Origin of the sequence: Pseudomonas sp. TH49 (genome assembly GCF_016650625.1) — a bacterium.
GTDB classification, from domain to species: domain Bacteria; phylum Pseudomonadota; class Gammaproteobacteria; order Pseudomonadales; family Pseudomonadaceae; genus Aquipseudomonas; species Aquipseudomonas fluorescens_H.
In genome coordinates this window covers 564850-582671 of sequence record NZ_JAEKFL010000001.1, presented here as the reverse complement: position 1 = coordinate 582671, position 17822 = coordinate 564850, and the positions used below count along the sequence as shown (strand labels likewise).

General features: G+C 60.4%; 22 protein-coding genes. 11 read left to right on the top strand and 11 right to left on the bottom strand.

The features are described 5' to 3' along the window. Positions 1–43 precede the first annotated feature (43 nt). A complete protein-coding gene (locus JFU48_RS02850; RefSeq protein WP_003221670.1) occupies positions 44–904 on the top strand; it encodes a carbon-nitrogen hydrolase family protein in 861 nt (286 codons plus the stop codon). A gap of 4 nt (positions 905–908) precedes the next feature. After that, entirely contained in the window at positions 909–2351 is a 1443-nt protein-coding gene (gene tldD, locus JFU48_RS02845) for a metalloprotease TldD (RefSeq protein WP_007961588.1), read from the top strand. A 51-nt stretch (positions 2352–2402) separates the two neighbouring features. Here the strand turns inward: tldD and yjgA are convergent, their stop codons facing one another. Further along, positions 2403–2927, bottom strand: a complete 525-nt coding sequence (gene yjgA, locus JFU48_RS02840; RefSeq protein WP_003221672.1) for a ribosome biogenesis factor YjgA — start codon at positions 2925–2927, stop codon at positions 2403–2405. A 108-nt stretch (positions 2928–3035) separates the two neighbouring features. On the opposite strand from yjgA, the gene pmbA reads away from it, so the two are divergent. From pmbA to JFU48_RS02810, 6 genes are all read left to right on the top strand, one after another. Continuing rightward, positions 3036–4382, top strand: a complete 1347-nt coding sequence (gene pmbA / locus JFU48_RS02835; protein WP_045122292.1) for a metalloprotease PmbA — start codon at positions 3036–3038, stop codon at positions 4380–4382. Between the two features lie 247 nt (positions 4383–4629). Next, positions 4630–5037 (top strand): FagA protein, encoded by a 408-nt coding sequence (locus JFU48_RS02830; protein ID WP_103521624.1) that lies wholly within the window; start codon positions 4630–4632, stop codon positions 5035–5037. Further along, a complete protein-coding gene (locus JFU48_RS02825; RefSeq protein WP_201135795.1) occupies positions 5018–6394 on the top strand; it encodes a class II fumarate hydratase in 1377 nt (458 codons plus the stop codon). The genes JFU48_RS02830 and JFU48_RS02825 overlap by 20 nt, the downstream gene beginning before the upstream one ends. Before the next feature lie 27 nt (positions 6395–6421). Then, the gene (locus JFU48_RS02820) at positions 6422–6862 is read left to right on the top strand and encodes a hypothetical protein (RefSeq protein ID WP_003221677.1); all 441 of its coding nucleotides are present in this window, start codon (positions 6422–6424) and stop codon (positions 6860–6862) included. Position 6863: 1 nt separating this feature from the next. After that, entirely contained in the window at positions 6864–7475 is a 612-nt protein-coding gene (locus JFU48_RS02815) for a superoxide dismutase (RefSeq protein WP_201135794.1), read from the top strand. Between the two features lie 30 nt (positions 7476–7505). Next, positions 7506–8399, top strand: a complete 894-nt coding sequence (locus tag JFU48_RS02810; RefSeq protein ID WP_201135793.1) for a ZIP family metal transporter — start codon at positions 7506–7508, stop codon at positions 8397–8399. A gap of 37 nt (positions 8400–8436) precedes the next feature. Here the strand turns inward: JFU48_RS02810 and JFU48_RS02805 are convergent, their stop codons facing one another. The 10 genes from JFU48_RS02805 to JFU48_RS02760 all read right to left on the bottom strand — a co-directional run bounded on the left by JFU48_RS02805 (position 8437) and on the right by JFU48_RS02760 (position 15466). Continuing rightward, positions 8437–8712: an HPr family phosphocarrier protein gene (locus JFU48_RS02805; RefSeq protein ID WP_003221684.1), complete on the bottom strand. Its 276-nt coding sequence runs from the start codon at positions 8710–8712 to the stop codon at positions 8437–8439. A gap of 15 nt (positions 8713–8727) precedes the next feature. Beyond that, positions 8728–9585, bottom strand: coding sequence for an RNase adapter RapZ (rapZ, locus tag JFU48_RS02800; RefSeq protein WP_201135792.1), 858 nt, complete (start codon positions 9583–9585; stop codon positions 8728–8730). A 2-nt stretch (positions 9586–9587) separates the two neighbouring features. Next, positions 9588–10052 (bottom strand): PTS IIA-like nitrogen regulatory protein PtsN, encoded by a 465-nt coding sequence (gene ptsN, locus JFU48_RS02795; protein WP_201135791.1) that lies wholly within the window; start codon positions 10050–10052, stop codon positions 9588–9590. 12 nt (positions 10053–10064) lie between these two features. Next, positions 10065–10373: a ribosome hibernation-promoting factor, HPF/YfiA family gene (hpf, locus tag JFU48_RS02790; RefSeq protein WP_003221690.1), complete on the bottom strand. Its 309-nt coding sequence runs from the start codon at positions 10371–10373 to the stop codon at positions 10065–10067. Positions 10374–10446: 73 nt separating this feature from the next. Further along, a complete protein-coding gene (locus tag JFU48_RS02785; RefSeq protein WP_201135790.1) occupies positions 10447–11940 on the bottom strand; it encodes an RNA polymerase factor sigma-54 in 1494 nt (497 codons plus the stop codon). Positions 11941–12126: 186 nt separating this feature from the next. Next, positions 12127–12852, bottom strand: a complete 726-nt coding sequence (gene lptB, locus JFU48_RS02780; RefSeq protein ID WP_003221693.1) for an LPS export ABC transporter ATP-binding protein — start codon at positions 12850–12852, stop codon at positions 12127–12129. Then, positions 12852–13400, bottom strand: a complete 549-nt coding sequence (gene lptA / locus JFU48_RS02775; RefSeq protein WP_201135789.1) for a lipopolysaccharide transport periplasmic protein LptA — start codon at positions 13398–13400, stop codon at positions 12852–12854. Before lptA ends, lptB begins: the two co-directional genes overlap by 1 nt. Further along, positions 13387–13959, bottom strand: coding sequence for an LPS export ABC transporter periplasmic protein LptC (lptC, locus tag JFU48_RS02770; RefSeq protein ID WP_103485944.1), 573 nt, complete (start codon positions 13957–13959; stop codon positions 13387–13389). The genes lptA and lptC overlap by 14 nt, the downstream gene beginning before the upstream one ends. A gap of 8 nt (positions 13960–13967) precedes the next feature. Beyond that, positions 13968–14492: a KdsC family phosphatase gene (locus JFU48_RS02765; protein WP_003221699.1), complete on the bottom strand. Its 525-nt coding sequence runs from the start codon at positions 14490–14492 to the stop codon at positions 13968–13970. Continuing rightward, positions 14492–15466, bottom strand: a complete 975-nt coding sequence (locus JFU48_RS02760; RefSeq protein ID WP_003221702.1) for a KpsF/GutQ family sugar-phosphate isomerase — start codon at positions 15464–15466, stop codon at positions 14492–14494. The genes JFU48_RS02765 and JFU48_RS02760 overlap by 1 nt, the downstream gene beginning before the upstream one ends. A gap of 275 nt (positions 15467–15741) precedes the next feature. On the opposite strand from JFU48_RS02760, the gene JFU48_RS02755 reads away from it, so the two are divergent. Genes JFU48_RS02755 through mlaD form a run of 3 tightly spaced genes read left to right on the top strand, consistent with a single transcriptional unit; the run spans position 15742 to position 17815 of the window. After that, the gene (locus tag JFU48_RS02755) at positions 15742–16551 is read left to right on the top strand and encodes an ATP-binding cassette domain-containing protein (protein WP_003221703.1); all 810 of its coding nucleotides are present in this window, start codon (positions 15742–15744) and stop codon (positions 16549–16551) included. Then, on the top strand, positions 16551–17348 hold the full coding sequence (gene mlaE / locus JFU48_RS02750; RefSeq protein WP_003221704.1) for a lipid asymmetry maintenance ABC transporter permease subunit MlaE: 798 nt from the start codon (positions 16551–16553) through the stop codon (positions 17346–17348). The genes JFU48_RS02755 and mlaE overlap by 1 nt, the downstream gene beginning before the upstream one ends. Next, entirely contained in the window at positions 17348–17815 is a 468-nt protein-coding gene (gene mlaD / locus JFU48_RS02745; RefSeq protein ID WP_007967220.1) for an outer membrane lipid asymmetry maintenance protein MlaD, read from the top strand. The genes mlaE and mlaD overlap by 1 nt, the downstream gene beginning before the upstream one ends. Positions 17816–17822 lie beyond the last annotated feature (7 nt).

Below are 17822 nucleotides of genomic sequence, written 5' to 3'. Positions count from 1 at the left end.
GCCTATGGAGTAGCATGGCCGCATACCTGTTGCGGAGCGCGCCATGTCTTTAGCGGTGATTCAAATGGTCAGCCAGAGTGATGTGCTGGCCAATCTGGCGCAGGCTCGACGCCTGCTCGAACAGGCCGCGGCCGGCGGCGCGAAGCTGGCGGTGCTGCCGGAAAACTTCGCCGCCATGGGCCGTCGCGATATCGCCGACATCGGCCGCGCCGAAGCGCTCGGCGAAGGGCCGATCCTGCCGTGGTTGAAACAGACCGCCCGTGACCTCAAGTTATGGATAGTGGCCGGTACCTTGCCGTTGCCACCGCTCGGGCAACCGCAGGCCAAGTCCCACGCCTGTTCGCTGCTGGTCAACGATCAGGGTGAAACCGTCGCGCGGTATGACAAGCTGCACCTGTTCGATGTCGATGTGGCGGACAATCGCGGGCGGTATCGCGAATCCGATGACTATGCTTATGGCAGTGGCGTGGTGGTGGCGGACACGCCGGTCGGCCGCGTCGGTCTGAGCGTGTGTTACGACTTGCGCTTCCCGGAGCTGTACAGTGAACTGCGCGCCGCCGGTGCCGAGTTGATCACCGCTCCATCGGCCTTTACCGCGGTGACCGGTGCGGCGCATTGGGACGTGCTGATTCGCGCCCGGGCCATCGAGACCCAGTGTTATGTGTTGGCGGCAGCGCAGGGCGGAACCCATCCGGGGCCGCGGGAAACTTTCGGTCATGCGGCGATTGTCGACCCGTGGGGCCGTGTGCTGGCGCATCAGGATCAAGGCGAAGCGGTGTTGTTGGCCGAACGCGACAGTGATGAACAAGCGTCCATCAGGGCGCGAATGCCGGTGACGAGTCATCGGCGGTTTTTCTCGCAGGGCGCACAGCGGCCTGCTTCAGAACATGAATTTAAGGCGTAAACCTATGAGCGAGTTGTTGTCCTCAGTCAGTGATCACCTGTTGGCGCCCGGCGGCGTGACGATCGAGAGCCTGCAAGGCGTGCTCGGCGATCTGGCAGGCCCGGGCATCGATGCTGCCGACCTGTATTTCCAGGGTCAGATCTCCGAGTCGTGGTCGCTGGAAGACGGCATCGTCAAGGAAGGCAGCTTCAACCTCGATCAGGGTGTTGGCGTTCGTGCGCAGTCCGGTGAGAAGACCGGTTTTGCCTACAGCAACGCGATCACCCTTGAAGCGCTGGGCGCTGCGGCTCGTGCCGCGCGTTCGATCTCCCGTGCCGGGCAGAACGGCACGGTGCAGGCGTTCAGTACTCAGGATGTCGCGCAGCTGTATGCGCCGGACAATCCGCTGGAAGTGTTGAGCCGCGCCGAGAAAGTCGAGCTGCTCAAGCGCATCGACGTCGCTACCCGCGCCCTCGACCCACGGATTCAGCAGGTCAGCGTGAGCATGGCCGGGGTCTGGGAGCGGATTCTGGTAGCGTCCACCGACGGAGGCCTGGCCGCTGATGTGCGACCGCTGGTGCGTTTCAACGTCAGCGTGATCGTCGAGCAGAATGGTCGTCGCGAGCGCGGCGGGCATGGCGGCGGCGGGCGTACCGACTACCGTTATTTCCTCGCCGAAGACCGTGCCATGGGTTATGCCCGTGAAGCGCTGCGTCAGGCCCTGGTGAACCTCGAAGCGATTCCGGCACCGGCCGGCACCTTGCCTGTCGTCCTCGGTTCGGGCTGGTCCGGCGTGCTCCTGCACGAAGCGGTCGGCCACGGTCTGGAAGGCGACTTCAACCGCAAGGGCAGTTCGGCCTACAGCGGGCGGATGGGCGAAATGGTCGCTTCCAAGCTCTGCACCATTGTCGATGACGGCACGTTGAGCGGTCGTCGCGGTTCGCTGAGCGTCGACGACGAAGGCACCCCGACCGAGTGCACCACGCTGATCGAAAACGGCGTGCTCAAGGGCTACATGCAGGACAAGCTCAATGCGCGCCTGATGGGCGTGGCCCGTACCGGTAACGGTCGTCGCGAGTCTTATGCGCATCTACCGATGCCGCGCATGACCAACACCTACATGTTGGGCGGCGAGAGCGATCCGGCGGAAATCATCGCTTCGGTGAAGAAGGGCATCTACTGCGCCAACCTTGGCGGCGGTCAGGTCGACATCACCAGCGGCAAGTTCGTGTTCTCCACCAGCGAGGCGTACCTGATCGAGGACGGCAAGATCACTGCGCCGGTCAAGGGCGCGACGTTGATCGGCAACGGTCCCGAGGCGATGAGCCGGGTGTCGATGGTCGGTAACGATCTGGCGCTGGACAGCGGTGTGGGCACGTGCGGCAAGGATGGGCAGTCGGTGCCGGTGGGTGTCGGTCAGCCGACGCTGAAAATCGATGCGATCACCGTGGGTGGCACGGGCGCATAAAAAGAGGTGGAGCTTCGGGTGGCGCGCATTGCGGCCACCCGCTGACGACTATCAACGCAGGCCGCGTTGCGTATCGTCCAGCTCACGGATGTACTTGAAGATCTTGCGGCTGGAAGCAGGAGGTTTGTTTTGCGCAACCTCGTGCTGAGCCTGACGGATCAGGGAACGCAGTTGTTGGCGATCGGCGTCCGGGTACTCGACGACGAATTTCTCCAGCACGGCATCGTCACCGGCGATCAGGCGGTCACGCCAGCGTTCGAGGTTGTGGAAACGCTCGTTGTACTGACGGGTGGAGGCATCGAGTTGATCGAGCAGTACCAGAATCGCGTCAGTGTCCTGATCGCGCATCAGTTTGCCGATGAACTGCAGGTGCCGTTTACGCGCGATGTTCGCGGTGTGCTTGGGCGCATCGGCCAGGGCCCGGCGCAAAGCGTCGGTCAATGGCAGTTTTGCCTGCAAGTCGGGCTTGAGTGTTGTAAGGCGCTCGCCAAGGTCAACCAGAGCATGCAGCTCGCGTTTGACCTGAGATTTGCTTTTTTCTCCCGTATCGAGGGAGTCGTCGTAAGAATCAACCATGGTGGCAGTCCGCAAAGAAACGCCGCCATGATAACCAGTCGGGGGCCGCTTGTCCGGCCCGGTCGCTCGATGACCCCAGCCGAAAGCAGAATTTGAGTGGAGATGAGCATGAGTGCAGTTCAAAGCGTCGGCCCGCAGGCATTGCCGGCACTGCAGGAACAGGTCGAGCAGATCATCGCCGAAGCCAAGCGTCAGGGCGCCAGCGCCTGCGAAGTCGCCGTGTCGCTGGAGCAAGGTTTGTCGACTTCGGTGCGCCAGCGTGAGGTCGAGACGGTCGAGTTCAATCGCGATCAGGGTTTTGGCATCACCTTGTATGTTGGCCAGCGCAAAGGCTCGGCCAGCACTTCCGCCACCGGCCCTGACGCGATTCGCGAAACCGTTGCCGCTGCACTGGCCATCGCCAAACACACCTCTGAAGACGAAGCATCGGGCCTCGCTGATGCGGCGCTGATGGCCAGGGATCAGCAGGATTTCGATCTGTTTCACGAGTGGGACATCACCCCCGAGCAGGCCATCGAGAAGGCGCTGATCTGTGAAGCGGCCGCGTTCGACGCCGATGCGCGGATCAAGAACGCCGACGGCACTACCCTCAGCACGCATCAGGGCTGCCGTGTGTATGGCAACAGCCACGGTTTCATCGGCGGTTACGCGTCGACCCGGCACAGCCTGAGCTGCGTGATGATCGCCGAAGCCGATGGCCAGATGCAGCGCGATTACTGGTATGACGTGAACCGTCAGGGCAGTTTGCTGGCGGATCCGGTGAGCATCGGCCAGCGTGCCGCGCAACGCGCCGCGAGCCGTCTGGGCGCGCGTCCGGTGCCGACCTGCGAAGTGCCAGTGCTGTTTTCCGCCGAGCTGGCGGGCGGGTTGTTCGGCAGTTTCCTGTCGGCGGTGTCCGGCGGCAGCCTGTACCGTAAATCGTCGTTTCTCGAAGGCACTTTGGGGCAGAAGCTGTTTCCGGAATGGCTGACCATCGACGAGCGTCCGCACCTGATGCGCGCCATGGGCAGTGCGTCCTACGACGGCGATGGTCTGGCCACTTACGCTAAGCCGTTCGTCGAGAAGGGCGAACTGGTGTCGTACATCCTCGGCACGTACTCCGGGCGCAAACTCGGCATGCCGAGCACCGCCAACGCGGGTGGCGTGCACAACCTGTTCGTCACTCACGGTGACGAAGACCAGGCGGCGCTGTTGAAGCGCATGGGCCGTGGCTTATTGGTTACCGAATTGATGGGCCATGGCTTGAACATGGTCACCGGCGATTATTCGCGCGGAGCGGCGGGTTTCTGGGTCGAAAACGGCGAAATCCAGTTCGCGGTGCAGGAAGTGACCATCGCCGGCAATATGCGCGACATGTTCAAGCAGATCGTCGCAGTCGGGAATGATCTGGAGCTGCGCAGCAATATTCGCACGGGCTCGGTGTTGATCGAGCGAATGACTGTCGCGGGCAGTTAAGCCCAACCGTCACAAAAAAGGCGCGCCATCCAATTGGATGGCGCGCCTTTTTTCTTGGCTCGCCACAAAACCCTGTGGGAGCGAGCCTGCTCGCGAAAGCGATTTAACAGCCGACCGCAGCGGTGACTGACACGACGCCTTCGCGAGCAGGCTCGCTCCCACAATGGAGTCTGTGTAATCAGGCACTCTTGTTTTGGTTCTCATTATCATCTAATAATGAATCTCATCTCCGAACGAGTCCCGGATCATGAGTTCTGCCTTGCACGAGCAGCCGTACCTCGAAAGCTGGCGCTGGATGAGTCGCCAGATCCGTTGCGCAATGGATCCTGACGAACCGCGCCTGATCGAACATTACCTGGCCGAAGGCCGCTATCTGGCCTGCTGTACGGCGACTTCCCCGTGGACCATCGCTGAAACCTCCTTCCGTCTGCTGCTCGACACAGCCACCGACATCGCGTTGCCGTGGCACTGGCGCAGTCTGTGTCTCGATCAAGCCTGGCGCCCGCTGCGTGAAATGGAGCGCCTGTCGCTGTGCAACTGCCGGCTCCAGCGCTGGCAGCGCTACACCTGGCAACTGGCGACCTGCGAGTTGCTTCCTTCGATTCCTCTTATTGAACTGGTGCAAGGATTTTCAGATGACCAAGACACGTATTGAGCGCGACAGCATGGGCGAACTGCAGGTGCCGGTGGACGCTCTCTACGGCGCGCAGACCCAGCGTGCAGTGGATAACTTCCCGATCAGCGGCCAACCGATGCCGAGGCAATTCATCCGTGCGCTGATCCTCGCCAAAGCCGCTGCCGCCCGGGCCAACGTCGAACTCAACCAGATCAGCGCCGCACAGGGCAAAGCCATCAGCGATGCGGCCCAAGGCCTGCTCGAAGGCGACTTCATGCAGCATTTTCCGGTGGATATCTTCCAGACCGGCTCCGGCACCAGCTCCAACATGAATGCCAACGAAGTGATCGCGACCCTCGCCAGCCGTCTGCTCGACGAGCCGGTCAACCCGAACGATCACGTCAACTGCGGCCAGAGCAGCAACGACATCATTCCGACCACCATCCACGTCAGCGCTGCCCTGGCTTTGCACGAACAGCTGTTGCCGGCGTTGCTGCACCTGGTGCAGGTGATCGAAAACAAAGCCGAACAGGTGCATTACCACGTCAAAACCGGTCGCACCCATTTGATGGACGCGATGCCGGTGCGCATGAGCCAGGTGCTCAATGGCTGGGCGCAACAGCTCAAGGCCAACATCGGTCATCTGCAGGATTTGCTGCCGAGCCTGCAATCGCTGGCACAGGGCGGTACGGCGGTTGGTACCGGGATCAATGCGCATCCTGAGTTCGCCGCACGTTTCAGCCGCCAACTGAGCCAGCTGACCCATGTGCAATTCACTCCGGGCAAGGATCTGTTCGCGCTGATCGGCTCGCAGGACACCGCCGTCGCCGTTTCCGGCCAGCTCAAGGCCATCGCCGTGTCGCTGATGAAAATCGCCAACGACCTGCGCTGGATGAACTCAGGGCCGCTTGCCGGTCTCGGCGAGATCGAGCTCGAAGGGCTGCAACCGGGTTCGTCGATCATGCCGGGCAAGGTCAACCCGGTGATTCCGGAAGCCACTGCGATGGTTGCCGCGCAAGTGATCGGCAACGACTCGGTGATCACCATCGCCGGCCAGTCGGGCAATTTCGAACTGAACGTGATGCTGCCGATCATCGCCCAGAACCTGCTCAGCAGCATCGAACTGCTGGCCAATGCCAGTCGTCTGCTCGGCGACAAGGCCATCGCCAGCTTCAAGGTCAATGAGTCGCGGCTCAAGGAAGCACTGTCGCGCAACCCGATTCTGGTCACCGCGCTCAACCCGATCATCGGCTATCAGAAGGCCGCCGAAATCGCCAAGCAGGCCTACAAACAAGGGCGTCCGGTGATCGACGTCGCGCTGGAACACACCGATCTGTCGCGCAGCCAACTGGAAGAGTTGCTCAACCCCGAGAAACTCACCGCCGGCGGCGTGTAAACCCCGCAACCGCTTTGGAGGCTCACCATGGAGCACTGGAAACGCACGATCGAACGGGCCAATCGCTGCTTCATGCTGGGCGAGCTGATTGATGCCCGTGAAGCTTATCTGCAAGCCCTGGCCCTGGCGCAAGTGCTGTTCGAGCGCTGGGCCGATGCCGACGAAGCGGTGGCGGCCTGCGTCATCTCCCACCACAACCTGGCGGATCTGCACCTGCGCCTGAATCAGCCGGAGGAGAGCGCCGAGTACCTCTGCGCGATTCATCAGCGGCTGTTGCAAACCATGCAGGACGAGCGCCTGCGTCCGGCCCTGCGTGAAGCGGCGCTACGCCAGAGCAGCAAGACCTACGTCGAGCTGCTGAATTTCATCAGCGAGCACGGCGAATACCCGCGCACCCAGCGCCTGCTGCACCCGGATACCGGCAATGCGCGCCGCGCGCCTGCCTCACATCACCATGGAGTCCACTGAAATGGCTTTTACCTTGCCTGCCTTGCCGTACGCCTACGACGCTCTGGAACCGCACATTGATGCGCAAACCATGGAGATTCACTACACCAAGCACCACCAGACCTACATCAACAACCTCAACGCCGCCGTCGAAGGCACTGAGTACGCCGAGTGGCCGGTGGAAAAACTGGTCGCCAGCGTCCAGCAGTTGCCGGAAAAACTCCGCGCAGCGGTGATCAACCAGGGTGGCGGCCACGCCAACCACTCGCTGTTCTGGGAAGTCATGGTGCCCAATGGCGGTGGTAAGCCAGATGGCGCGTTGGCCAAGGCGATCGATGAGCAACTGGGCGGTCTCGACAGCTTCAAGGAAGCGTTCACCAAAGCCGCACTGACCCGTTTCGGCAGCGGCTGGGCCTGGCTCAGCGTCACTTCCGACAAGAAACTGATCGTGGAAAGCAGCGGCAATCAGGACAGCCCGCTGATGAATGGCAATACGCCGATTCTCGGTCTGGACGTCTGGGAACACGCTTACTACCTGCGTTATCAGAACCGCCGTCCGGAATACATCAACGCGTTCTACAACGTGATCAATTGGCCTGAAGTCGCCGCGCGTTATCAGGCCGCACTGGTTTAAGCCATCTATAAAAACAATCCAGGGCTGACTATGGGCACTGAAACACTGTCGATTGGCGGTGGGCGCATGTTTCGTTACGCGGTCGGGTCGCTGTTGCTGCTGGCGGGCATGACTTTGCTTGCGGCGCACGGCCTGGAATGGCTGGATCTGCAGCCGAAGCTGTCGCGGGCCTTGCAGGGTGGGGCGATCTGCGCCCTCGGCACGGCGCTCGGCGCGGTGCCGGTGTTGGTGATCCGGCGCATGCCGCAGATGCTCAGCGATACGCTGCTGGGTTTCGGCGCCGGCGTGATGCTGGCAGCGACTGCGTTTTCGCTGATCGTGCCGGGTATTGGTGCCGCCGAAAGTCTGGGCCTGACACCGTGGGCAGCCAGCGGACTGATCTGCTTCGGTATCATGCTCGGTGCATTCGGCTTGTATCTGGTGGACCTGAAACTGTCCGGCGCCTCACCGGAAATGCTCGTCGGTACCCCCGAGCACCCGGTGATTGCGCCGCGGATCTGGCTGTTCGTCTTCGCCATCATTGCCCACAACATCCCGGAAGGCATGGCGGTGGGTGTCTCTGCAGGTGGTGGCATGCCGGATGCCGACAGTCTGGCGATGGGCATTGCCTTGCAGGATGTGCCAGAAGGATTGGTGATTGCGCTGGTGCTGGCCGGGGCGGGGATGTCGCGGGTCAGGGCGTTCTTGATCGGGGCGGCTTCAGGGCTGGTCGAGCCAGTGTTTGCGCTGCTCTGTGCGTGGCTGGTCAGTCTGGCGGAGCTGTTGTTGCCGTTGGGGCTGGCGCTGGCGGCGGGGGCGATGTTGCTGGTGGTGACGCATGAAGTGATCCCCGAGTCGCGACGCAATGGTCATGACAAGCTGGCCAGTCTTGGCTTGCTGATCGGGTTCTGTCTGATGATGGTGATGGATACGGCGCTGGGCTGATTGGCAGAGAGGGAGCAAGCTCCCCCTCCATGCAGGATCAACCACCTTCATCGAAGTAGTTGTTGATCAACGCCACCAGCGCATCCAGCGCTTCCTGCTCCTGATGGCCTTCGGTACTCAGATAGATCTTGGTGCCTTTGCCGGCGGCCAGCATCATCATCGCCATGATGCTTTTGCCATCGACCGTGGTTTCGGGTGTACGCCCCACTCTGATCGTGCAATCCGGGAACTGGCCCGCTACCCCGACGAATTTGGCCGACGCTCGGGCATGCAGGCCCAGCTTATTGATGATTTCGATTTCCAGAGCAGGCATCGCGGTGTGAATCCTTTAAGTGAGGTCGCGGTGGCGAACCTGGACGTTCTTCAGGGTTTTCTGCAGGGCCTGACCCAGACGTTCGGTCAGGTAAACGGAGCGGTGATGCCCGCCGGTGCAGCCAATGGCAATGGTGACGTAGGCGCGGTTGCTCGCGGCAAAACGCGGCAGCCATTTATTCAGGTAGCCGTAGATGTCTTGAAACATCTCCTCAACCTCCGGCTGCGCCGCCAGATATTCGGCGACCGGTGCATCGAGACCGGACTTTGCGCGCAATTCAGGCTTCCAGTACGGATTGGGCAGGCAGCGCACGTCGAACACCAGATCCGCATCCACCGGCATGCCGCGCTTGAAGCCGAACGACTCGACCAGGAAGGCCGTACCCGGCTCCGGCTGGTTCAGCAGGCGTAGCTTGATGGTGTCGCGCAACTGGTACAGGTTCAGATTGGTGGTGTTGACCTTGAGGTCGGCCAGGTCGGCAATCGGCCCGAGCAGGGCGGTCTCGTCGTTGATCGCTTCGGCCAGCGAGCGGTTGGCCGTGCTCAGCGGGTGACGACGGCGAGTTTCCGAAAAGCGCTTGAGCAGGGTTTCTTCGTCGGCATCCAGATACAGCACATCGCACTGGATGTGCCGGGCGCGGACTTCTTCCAGCAGCTCGGGGAAACGCGACAGGTGGCTCGGCAGGTTGCGCGCATCAATCGACACAGCTACCAGCGGCTGGGCCAGTTCGGTGTGGATCAGCGCGCGTTCGGCCAGCTCCGGCAGCAGACCGGCCGGCAGGTTGTCGATGCAGTAGTAGCCGTTGTCCTCAAGGACATCCAGGGCAGTGCTTTTACCCGAGCCGGAGCGGCCGCTGACGATGATCAAGCGCATGATTAATGCCCGTTTTGCTCGCTCAGGACGACCTGATACAAGGCTTCGTTACTCGGTGCGCTGCGCAGTTTTTCGCGCACTTCCTTGCGATCGAGCATGCTGGCGATCTGGCGCAGTAATTCCAGGTGGGCATCGGTGGCAGCTTCCGGGACCAGCAGGACAAACAGCAGGTCAACCGGCGCACCGTCGATGGCATCGAAATCGATAGGCGCATCAAGGTGCATCAAAGCGCTGACAGGCGCTTCACAGCCATTGAGGCGACAGTGGGGAATGGCGATGCCGTTGCCGAAACCGGTGGAGCCGAGTTTCTCACGGGCGATCAGCGCCTCGAAGACATCTTGCATCTCCAGACCCGGCACTTCGCGGGCGATCAGGTTGGCAATCTGTTCGAGGGCTTTCTTTTTACTGCCGCCCGGCACGTTCACCAGGGAACGGCCGGGGGTCAGGATACTTTCAAGTCGGATCATGGGTTGGGGGTGTTAACGACCTGTCGCGCCCTGGAGGAGGCTCTGGGTCTTTTCCTTATGCTTTTTGAGTTGGCGATCCAGCTTGTCGGTCAGTGCGTCGATCGCAGCATACATGTCGGTATCTTCTGCGTTGGCGACCACTTCGCTGCCGGGAATATGCAAGGTGGCTTCGATTTTCTGCTTCAGCTTTTCGACGCACATCGTGACCTGCACGTTGGTGATCTTGTCGAAATGGCGCTCCAGTCGTTGGAGTTTTTCCTCGATATAGGAACGCAGAGGTTGGGTCACTTCCAGTTGGTGTCCACTGATGTTGACTTGCATACAGCTTCTCCTTCGTTGCCAGTGCATAAAGCGGCAGGCCGAAGAGCCTGCCACTGGAACGCTGTAACGTGGCTTACATCAACCGCTTGCGTTCGCTCGAAGGCGCGATCCCGAGGGATTCGCGGTACTTGGCGACGGTGCGGCGAGCCACCTGAATGCCTTGTGCCTCCAGTAAACCAGCGATCTTGCTGTCACTCAACGGCTTTTTCTGATTTTCCGCCGCAACCAGTTTCTTGATGATCGCGCGAATCGCCGTGGACGAGCATTCGCCGCCTTCGGAGGTGCTGACGTGGCTGGAGAAAAAGTATTTCAGTTCATAAATGCCCCGTGGGGTATGCATGAATTTCTGGGTAGTGACGCGGGAAATCGTCGATTCGTGCATACCAACCGCCTCGGCGATGTCGTGCAGGACCAACGGCTTCATGGCTTCATCGCCGTACTCCAGGAAACCGCGCTGATGCTCGACGATCTGGGTCGCCACTTTCATCAGGGTTTCGTTGCGGCTTTGCAGGCTCTTGATGAACCAGCGCGCTTCCTGCAACTGATTGCGCATGAAAGTGTTGTCGGCGCTGGTGTCGGCGCGACGGACAAAACCGGCGTACTGTGCGTTGACCCGCAGACGGGGCACCGACTCCTGATTCAGCTCGACCAGCCAGCGTTCGTTGTCCTTGCGCACAATGACGTCCGGCACCACGTACTCGGCTTCAGTCGATTCGATCTGCGAGCCCGGGCGCGGATTCAGACTCTGCACCAGTTCGATGACCTGACGCAGCTCGTCTTCCTTGAGCTTCATGCGCCGCATCAGCTGGCTGTAGTCGCGACTGCCAAGCAGATCGATGTAATCGCTGACCAGACGCTTGGCTTCGTTCAGCCACGGAGTCTTGGCCGGGAGCTGGCGCAGTTGCAGCAACAGGCATTCGCCAAGGTTGCGGGCGCCGATGCCGGCGGGTTCGAACTGCTGGATGCGGTGCAGGACGGCTTCGATCTCGTCCAGCTCGATGTCGAGTTCCGGATCAAAGGCGTCGAGAATTTCTTCGAGGGTTTCGTCGAGGTAGCCCTGATTGTTGATGCAATCGATCAGGGTCACGGCGATCAGGCGGTCGGTGTCGGACATCGGCGCCAGGTTCAATTGCCAGAGCAAATGGCTCTGCAGGCTTTCCCCGGCAGAGGTGCGGGTGGTGAAGTCCCACTCGTCGTCATCGCCGCTGGGCAGGCTGCTGGCGCTGGTCTGGTAGACATCTTCCCAGGCAGTGTCGACCGGCAGCTCGTTGGGAATGCGCTCGTTCCATTCACCTTCCTCCAGGTTGTCCACCGTCGGGGCGGTTTCCTGGTATGACGGTTCCTGAATGTCGGTGTTGGGCTTTTGTTCGGCGTTGTCGGCCAAAGGATCGGAGTTGTCGAAGTCGTCGCCTTCTTCCTGGCGTTCGAGCATCGGATTGGATTCCAGGGCCTCCTGGATTTCCTGTTGCAGGTCCAGGGTCGACAATTGGAGCAGGCGGATGGCCTGTTGCAGCTGCGGTGTCATCGTCAGCTGCTGGCCCATTCTCAAGACTAGCGATGGTTTCATGGCAGGGGCTTAACACCTTATTCGCCGGCGCGCATGCGCCATCCACTACAGGGCGCCGAAGCGCCAAACTTAAGCAAATTATATGCCTGAAACTGTCGTGTTTGCCTAGAGCGCTGTAACAATAAAAGCGTATAAAAGCCTGCTTCATCGATACAGCACCCGGAGGCTGGCCAAGTGCCTTGGTGCTTACAGGCGGAACTCGTGGCCCAGATACACTTCCTTCACCAGATCGTTGGCAAGGATGGTCGCAGCATCGCCTTCGGCGATCAGTTGACCGTCGTTGACGATGTAGGCGGTTTCGCAGATATCCAGGGTCTCACGCACGTTGTGGTCGGTGATCAGAACACCGATGCCCTTGGCCTTGAGGTGGTGGATGATCTGCTTGATGTCGCCGACCGAGATCGGGTCGACACCGGCGAACGGTTCGTCGAGCAGGATGAATTTCGGTGCGGTCGCCAGTGCGCGAGCGATTTCCACCCGGCGGCGTTCACCACCGGACAGGCTCATGCCGAGGTTGTCGCGGATGTGGCTGATGTGGAATTCCTGCAGCAGGCTTTCCAGTTCCTTGCGACGACCGGCCTTGTCGAGTTCCGCGCGGGTTTCGAGGATGGCCATGATGTTATCGGCCACCGACAGTTTGCGGAAGATCGACGCTTCTTGCGGCAGATAGCCGATACCGGCCTTGGCGCGGCCGTGCATCGGCTGATGGCTGACGTCCAGATCATCGATCAACACGCGGCCCTGATCGGCCTGCACCAGGCCGACGATCATATAGAAGCAGGTCGTCTTGCCGGCGCCGTTCGGGCCGAGCAGGCCAACGATCTGGCCACTGTCGATCGACAGGCTGACGTCGCGCACAACCTGGCGGCTTTTATAGGCCTTGGCCAGGTGTTGAGCTTTCAGAGTTGCCATTACTGGGCCTTTTTCTCGTCGTTTTTCGGCTTCGGCTGGATCACCATGTCGATGCGCGGACGCGCCTCGGTGACTTTACTGCCGGTAGCGCGGCCGGCGCTGGCCAGTTTTTTCACCGTGTCATAGACGATTTTTTCGCCCTGAGTGGTGTTGTTGTCCTTGTCGACAACCTTGGCCTTGTCGATCAGCACGACGCGATTCTGCTGCGCGTGATACTGGATGGTCACGCCCCAGCCCTGCACAGGTTTTTTGTCGCCAGCAGTCTGCAGCTGTTCGAAGTAGGCGAGGTTGCCGACTGAGGTCACCACGTCGATATCACCGGTCGGGGTGCGAGTCAGAGTCACGGTATTACCGGTCACCTTCATCGAGCCTTGGGTAATGATCACGTCACCTTTATAGGTGGCAACGCCATTCTTGTCGTCCATCTGGGCATCGTCGGCCTGAATGCGAATGGGCTGCTCTTGATCGTTCGGCAGAGCCCAGGCGCTCACGCTTCCCAGTGCTGCGCCCAGACTGAGCAAAATAGGGAGGGTTTTAACGAGCCTCATACTGTCCTCTTACGTTAGATAGCAGGTGTATCCTGCTTTCCTTCAAATACGCCTTCATTCCCACGCCAGTCGATACACCCCCAGCGCCGTCGATTCTAACGGGTTGCGCGGTCTGCGCATATTGCTGCTGCGGGAACACTGTCATGCGTGTGCTGGTGATCAAGGTGTCGCGGTTCTTTTCGTCAGTACGCTTGACGCGTACGGAATCGATCAGTTCGACCTCGGTGCCGCCCGAATTCACTTCACCGCGCTCGCTGGTCACGTGCCACGGAAACTCGGTACCGCGGAACATGTTCAGGTCGGGTTTGGTGACAAGCGTCACATCCGTCGCTTTCAGGTGCTCGGCCTTGTCCGACGTCATCTCGTATTGCAGCTTGCCGTCCGGGAGGTACTGAAAGGTGTGTGTATTGGTGGCGTACCAGTCGATGGCAGTGTCTTCGGCCTTGGCTGCAGGCTTGTCGAGGAAGCGTTCCGGACTGATATTCCAGTAGCCGACCGCTGCAAACATGGCAGCGATACAGCCGAACAGCAGGAAGTTGCGAAATTTTTTGCTAAACATGATTTGGCTCACAGGTACGCGGCGTTGGCCGCATCGAGGCGGCCCTGGGCGCGCAGGATCAATTCGCAGAATTCGCGGGCGGCACCTTCGCCACCACGGGCCCGAGTGACGCCATGGGCGTGTTCGCGCACGAAATCGGCAGCATTGGCGACGGCCATGCCCAGGCCTACGCGGCGGATCACCGGCAGGTCAGGCAAGTCGTCACCGAGGTAGGCGACCTGTTCATAGCTTAGGCCCAGTTGCTGCAGAAGACCGTCCAGAACCACCAATTTGTCTTCGCGGCCCTGAAACAGATGCGGGATGCCGAGGTTCTTCGCCCGGCGCTCAACCACCGGCGTCTTGCGGCCACTGATGATGGCCGTCTCGACACCGGCATTCATCAGCATCTTGATGCCTTGGCCGTCGAGGGTGTTGAACGTCTTGAATTCGCTGCCGTCTTCAAGGAAGTACAGGCGCCCGTCGGTGAGGACGCCGTCGACGTCGAACACCGCCAGTTTGATCGCTTTGCCGCGTTGCAGCAGATCGCTTGTCATTACATCACTCCTGCACGCAGCAGATCGGAGAGGTTGAAGGCGCCAATCGGGCGATCTTCTTCATCCACGACCACCAGTGCGTTGATTCGGTGGTCTTCCATGATTTTCAGCGCTTCGGCGGCGAGCATCTCGGGCCGTGCGGTCTTGCCGTGTGCGGTCATGACCTGGTCGATGGTGGCGCTGCGGATGTCGATGCTGCGATCCAGGGTGCGGCGCAGGTCGCCGTCGGTGAAGATCCCGGCCAGCTTGCCATCGGCTTCAAGGATGACGGTCATCCCCAGACCCTTGCGGGTCATTTCCATGAGCGCGTCCTTGAGCAGGGTGCCGCGTTGTACTTGCGGCAACTCTTGCCCGGCGTGCATGACGTTTTCCACTTTCAGCAGCAGGCGTCGACCCAGGGCACCGCCCGGGTGGGAAAAAGCAAAATCTTCGGCGGTGAAACCACGCGCTTCCAGCAGCGCCACGGCCAGGGCATCGCCCATGACCAGCGCAGCGGTGGTCGAGGAAGTCGGCGCCAGGTTCAGCGGGCAGGCTTCGTGCTCGACGTGAACATTGAGATTGACTTCGGCAGCCTTGGCCAGCGGCGACAGGGGATTGCCGGTCAGGCTGATCAACTGGATACCCAGGCGCTTGATCAGGGGCAGCAAGGTGACGATTTCGTTGGTCGAGCCGGAGTTGGAGAGGGCGAGAATCACGTCGTCGCGGGTGATCATGCCCATGTCGCCATGACTGGCTTCGGCCGGGTGGACGAAAAATGCCGGAGTGCCGGTGCTGGCCAGGGTCGCGGCAATCTTGTTGCCGACGTGCCCGGATTTGCCCATGCCGACCACGACCACACGGCCTTTGCTGGCCAGAATCATCTCGCAAGCGCGTACGAAATCGGCGTCGATATGGGGCAACAAGCCTTGTACGGCTTCCACTTCGAGGCGGATGGTGCGTTGTGCCGATTGAATCAGGTCGCTGGATTGGCTCATGTCAGAAATCGTATAGCCCGATGAAAAGGCGGCGATTATAGCGGTTATGTTGAAAAGCCTCACGCAAGTTCGTTGTGCTTTGTCATTCCTCGTAACCAAAACCCTGAAAAAGCGCGGCCGCGCCTGTCATATCGCTGAACACAGGGGGGCATGGGCCTTGGGCGCTTGGCCTTTGCAGTGATATAGTTCGCCGCCAGTTCGGCCTGCCCGGGAGGTATGTGCTTTCTGCGGAAAGCCAGGCGTCCGAGTGAGAGGCTGCATCGCAAGGAGTTTAGATGAGTGCCGATAACGCCTACGCGGTCGAGCTGAAGGGAGTCTCCTTCAAGCGCGGTGCGCGCAGCATTTTCAATAACGTCGATATTCGCATCCCGCGTGGCAAGGTTACCGGCATCATGGGACCTTCCGGGTGCGGCAAGACCACTTTGTTGCGCTTGATGGGGGCACAGTTGCGTCCTTCCAGCGGCGAAGTCTGGGTCAACGGCCAGAACCTGCCGACGCTGTCGCGCAGTGATCTGTTCGATGCGCGCAAGCACATGGGCGTGCTGTTTCAGAGCGGCGCGCTGTTTACCGATCTCGATGTCTTCGAGAACGTCGCTTTCCCCCTGCGCGTTCATACCCAATTGCCGGATGAAATGATCCGCGACATCGTCCTGCTCAAATTGCAGGCGGTCGGTCTGCGCGGCGCCATCGAGCTGATGCCCGACGAACTGTCCGGCGGCATGAAGCGTCGCGTGGCGCTTGCCCGGGCAATTGCGCTCGATCCGCAGATTCTCATGTACGACGAGCCTTTCGTCGGTCAGGACCCGATCGCCATGGGCGTGCTGGTACGCCTGATCCGTCTGCTCAACGATGCGCTGGGGATCACCAGTATCGTGGTCTCCCACGATCTGGCCGAAACCGCGAGCATCGCTGACTACATCTATGTAGTGGGTGATGGTCAGGTGCTGGGGCAGGGCACGCCGGACGAGTTGATGAATTCGGATGAGCCGCGTATTCGCCAGTTCATGACCGGCAACCCCGATGGCCCGGTGCCGTATCATTTTCCAGCGACGGATTACCGCGCAGATCTTCTGGGGAAGCGCTGATGCGCAGAATTTCATTAATAGAACGCGTACGCCGTTTCGGCGAGGCGGCGATCGACGCCGTTGCGGTGTTTGGTCGTGCGACCCTGTTCCTGTTCCACGCCCTGCTCGGTCGTGGCGGCATCAGCGGCGGTTTTGGCCTGTTGGTCAAGCAGCTGCATTCGGTTGGCGTGATGTCGCTGGTGATCATCGTCGTGTCCGGGATTTTCATCGGCATGGTGCTGGCGCTGCAGGGCTTCAGTATTCTGTCGAGCTACGGTTCGGAGCAGGCGGTGGGGCAGATGGTGGCCCTGACGTTGCTGCGTGAACTGGGTCCGGTGGTGACGGCCTTGCTGTTTGCCGGGCGTGCCGGTTCGGCGCTGACCGCGGAAATTGGCAACATGAAGTCCACCGAGCAGCTTTCCAGCCTGGAAATGATCGGTGTCGATCCGCTCAAATACATTATTGCCCCGCGTCTGTGGGCCGGTTTCATTTCCCTGCCGGTGCTGGCGATGATTTTCAGCGTGGTGGGGATCTGGGGCGGTTCGTGGGTGGCTGTCGACTGGCTTGGCGTGTATGAAGGTTCCTACTGGGCGAACATGCAGAACAGCGTGAACTTCACCAGCGATGTGCTCAATGGCGTCATCAAAAGTATCGTTTTCGCCTTCGTCGTGACCTGGATCGCCGTATTCCAAGGCTATGACTGTGAGCCCACTTCCGAGGGCATCAGTCGCGCCACCACCAAGACCGTGGTATTCGCCTCGCTGGCGGTACTGGGCCTGGACTTTATTCTGACCGCTTTGATGTTTGGAGATTTCTGATGCAAAACCGCACCCTGGAAATCGGTGTCGGCCTGTTCCTGCTGGCAGGGATCCTGGCCTTGTTGCTGCTTGCCCTGCGGGTCAGTGGCCTGTCTCCGACTTCGACCACCGACACCTATAAACTGTATGCCTACTTCGACAATATCGCCGGTTTGACGGTCAGAGCCAAAGTGACCATGGCCGGTGTGACCATCGGCAAGGTCACGGCCATCGATCTGGATCGCGACAGCTTCACCGGGCGGGTAACCCTGCAAGTGGATAAAAAGGTCGACAACCTGCCGACCGACTCCACAGCGTCTATCCTGACCGCTGGCCTGTTGGGCGAGAAGTACATCGGTATCAGCGTGGGCGGGGAAGACACCCGTCTGAAGGATGGTGGAACCATCCACGACACGCAGTCGTCTCTGGTACTGGAAGACCTGATCGGTAAATTCCTGCTCAATACCGTTAGCAAAGACGCCAAATGAGGAGCTT

Coding starts and splice junctions, on each gene's coding strand:
- JFU48_RS02850 (WP_003221670.1), top strand. CDS start 44: ATGTCTTTAGCGGTGATTCAAATGGTCAGCCAGAGTGATGTGCTGGCC.
- JFU48_RS02765 (WP_003221699.1), bottom strand. CDS start 14,492: ATGACAAGCGATCTGCTGCAACGCGGCAAAGCGATCAAACTGGCGGTG.
- pmbA (WP_045122292.1), top strand. CDS start 3,036: ATGAGTGCAGTTCAAAGCGTCGGCCCGCAGGCATTGCCGGCACTGCAG.
- JFU48_RS02755 (WP_003221703.1), top strand. CDS start 15,742: ATGAGTGCCGATAACGCCTACGCGGTCGAGCTGAAGGGAGTCTCCTTC.
- JFU48_RS02825 (WP_201135795.1), top strand. CDS start 5,018: ATGACCAAGACACGTATTGAGCGCGACAGCATGGGCGAACTGCAGGTG.
- JFU48_RS02810 (WP_201135793.1), top strand. CDS start 7,506: ATGGGCACTGAAACACTGTCGATTGGCGGTGGGCGCATGTTTCGTTAC.
- JFU48_RS02830 (WP_103521624.1), top strand. CDS start 4,630: ATGAGTTCTGCCTTGCACGAGCAGCCGTACCTCGAAAGCTGGCGCTGG.
- JFU48_RS02805 (WP_003221684.1), bottom strand. CDS start 8,712: ATGCCTGCTCTGGAAATCGAAATCATCAATAAGCTGGGCCTGCATGCC.
- tldD (WP_007961588.1), top strand. CDS start 909: ATGAGCGAGTTGTTGTCCTCAGTCAGTGATCACCTGTTGGCGCCCGGC.
- mlaE (WP_003221704.1), top strand. CDS start 16,551: ATGCGCAGAATTTCATTAATAGAACGCGTACGCCGTTTCGGCGAGGCG.
- lptA (WP_201135789.1), bottom strand. CDS start 13,400: ATGAGGCTCGTTAAAACCCTCCCTATTTTGCTCAGTCTGGGCGCAGCA.
- hpf (WP_003221690.1), bottom strand. CDS start 10,373: ATGCAAGTCAACATCAGTGGACACCAACTGGAAGTGACCCAACCTCTG.
- JFU48_RS02820 (WP_003221677.1), top strand. CDS start 6,422: ATGGAGCACTGGAAACGCACGATCGAACGGGCCAATCGCTGCTTCATG.
- JFU48_RS02785 (WP_201135790.1), bottom strand. CDS start 11,940: ATGAAACCATCGCTAGTCTTGAGAATGGGCCAGCAGCTGACGATGACA.
- JFU48_RS02760 (WP_003221702.1), bottom strand. CDS start 15,466: ATGAGCCAATCCAGCGACCTGATTCAATCGGCACAACGCACCATCCGC.
- ptsN (WP_201135791.1), bottom strand. CDS start 10,052: ATGATCCGACTTGAAAGTATCCTGACCCCCGGCCGTTCCCTGGTGAAC.
- lptC (WP_103485944.1), bottom strand. CDS start 13,959: ATGTTTAGCAAAAAATTTCGCAACTTCCTGCTGTTCGGCTGTATCGCT.
- lptB (WP_003221693.1), bottom strand. CDS start 12,852: ATGGCAACTCTGAAAGCTCAACACCTGGCCAAGGCCTATAAAAGCCGC.
- yjgA (WP_003221672.1), bottom strand. CDS start 2,927: ATGGTTGATTCTTACGACGACTCCCTCGATACGGGAGAAAAAAGCAAA.
- rapZ (WP_201135792.1), bottom strand. CDS start 9,585: ATGCGCTTGATCATCGTCAGCGGCCGCTCCGGCTCGGGTAAAAGCACT.
- mlaD (WP_007967220.1), top strand. CDS start 17,348: ATGCAAAACCGCACCCTGGAAATCGGTGTCGGCCTGTTCCTGCTGGCA.
- JFU48_RS02815 (WP_201135794.1), top strand. CDS start 6,864: ATGGCTTTTACCTTGCCTGCCTTGCCGTACGCCTACGACGCTCTGGAA.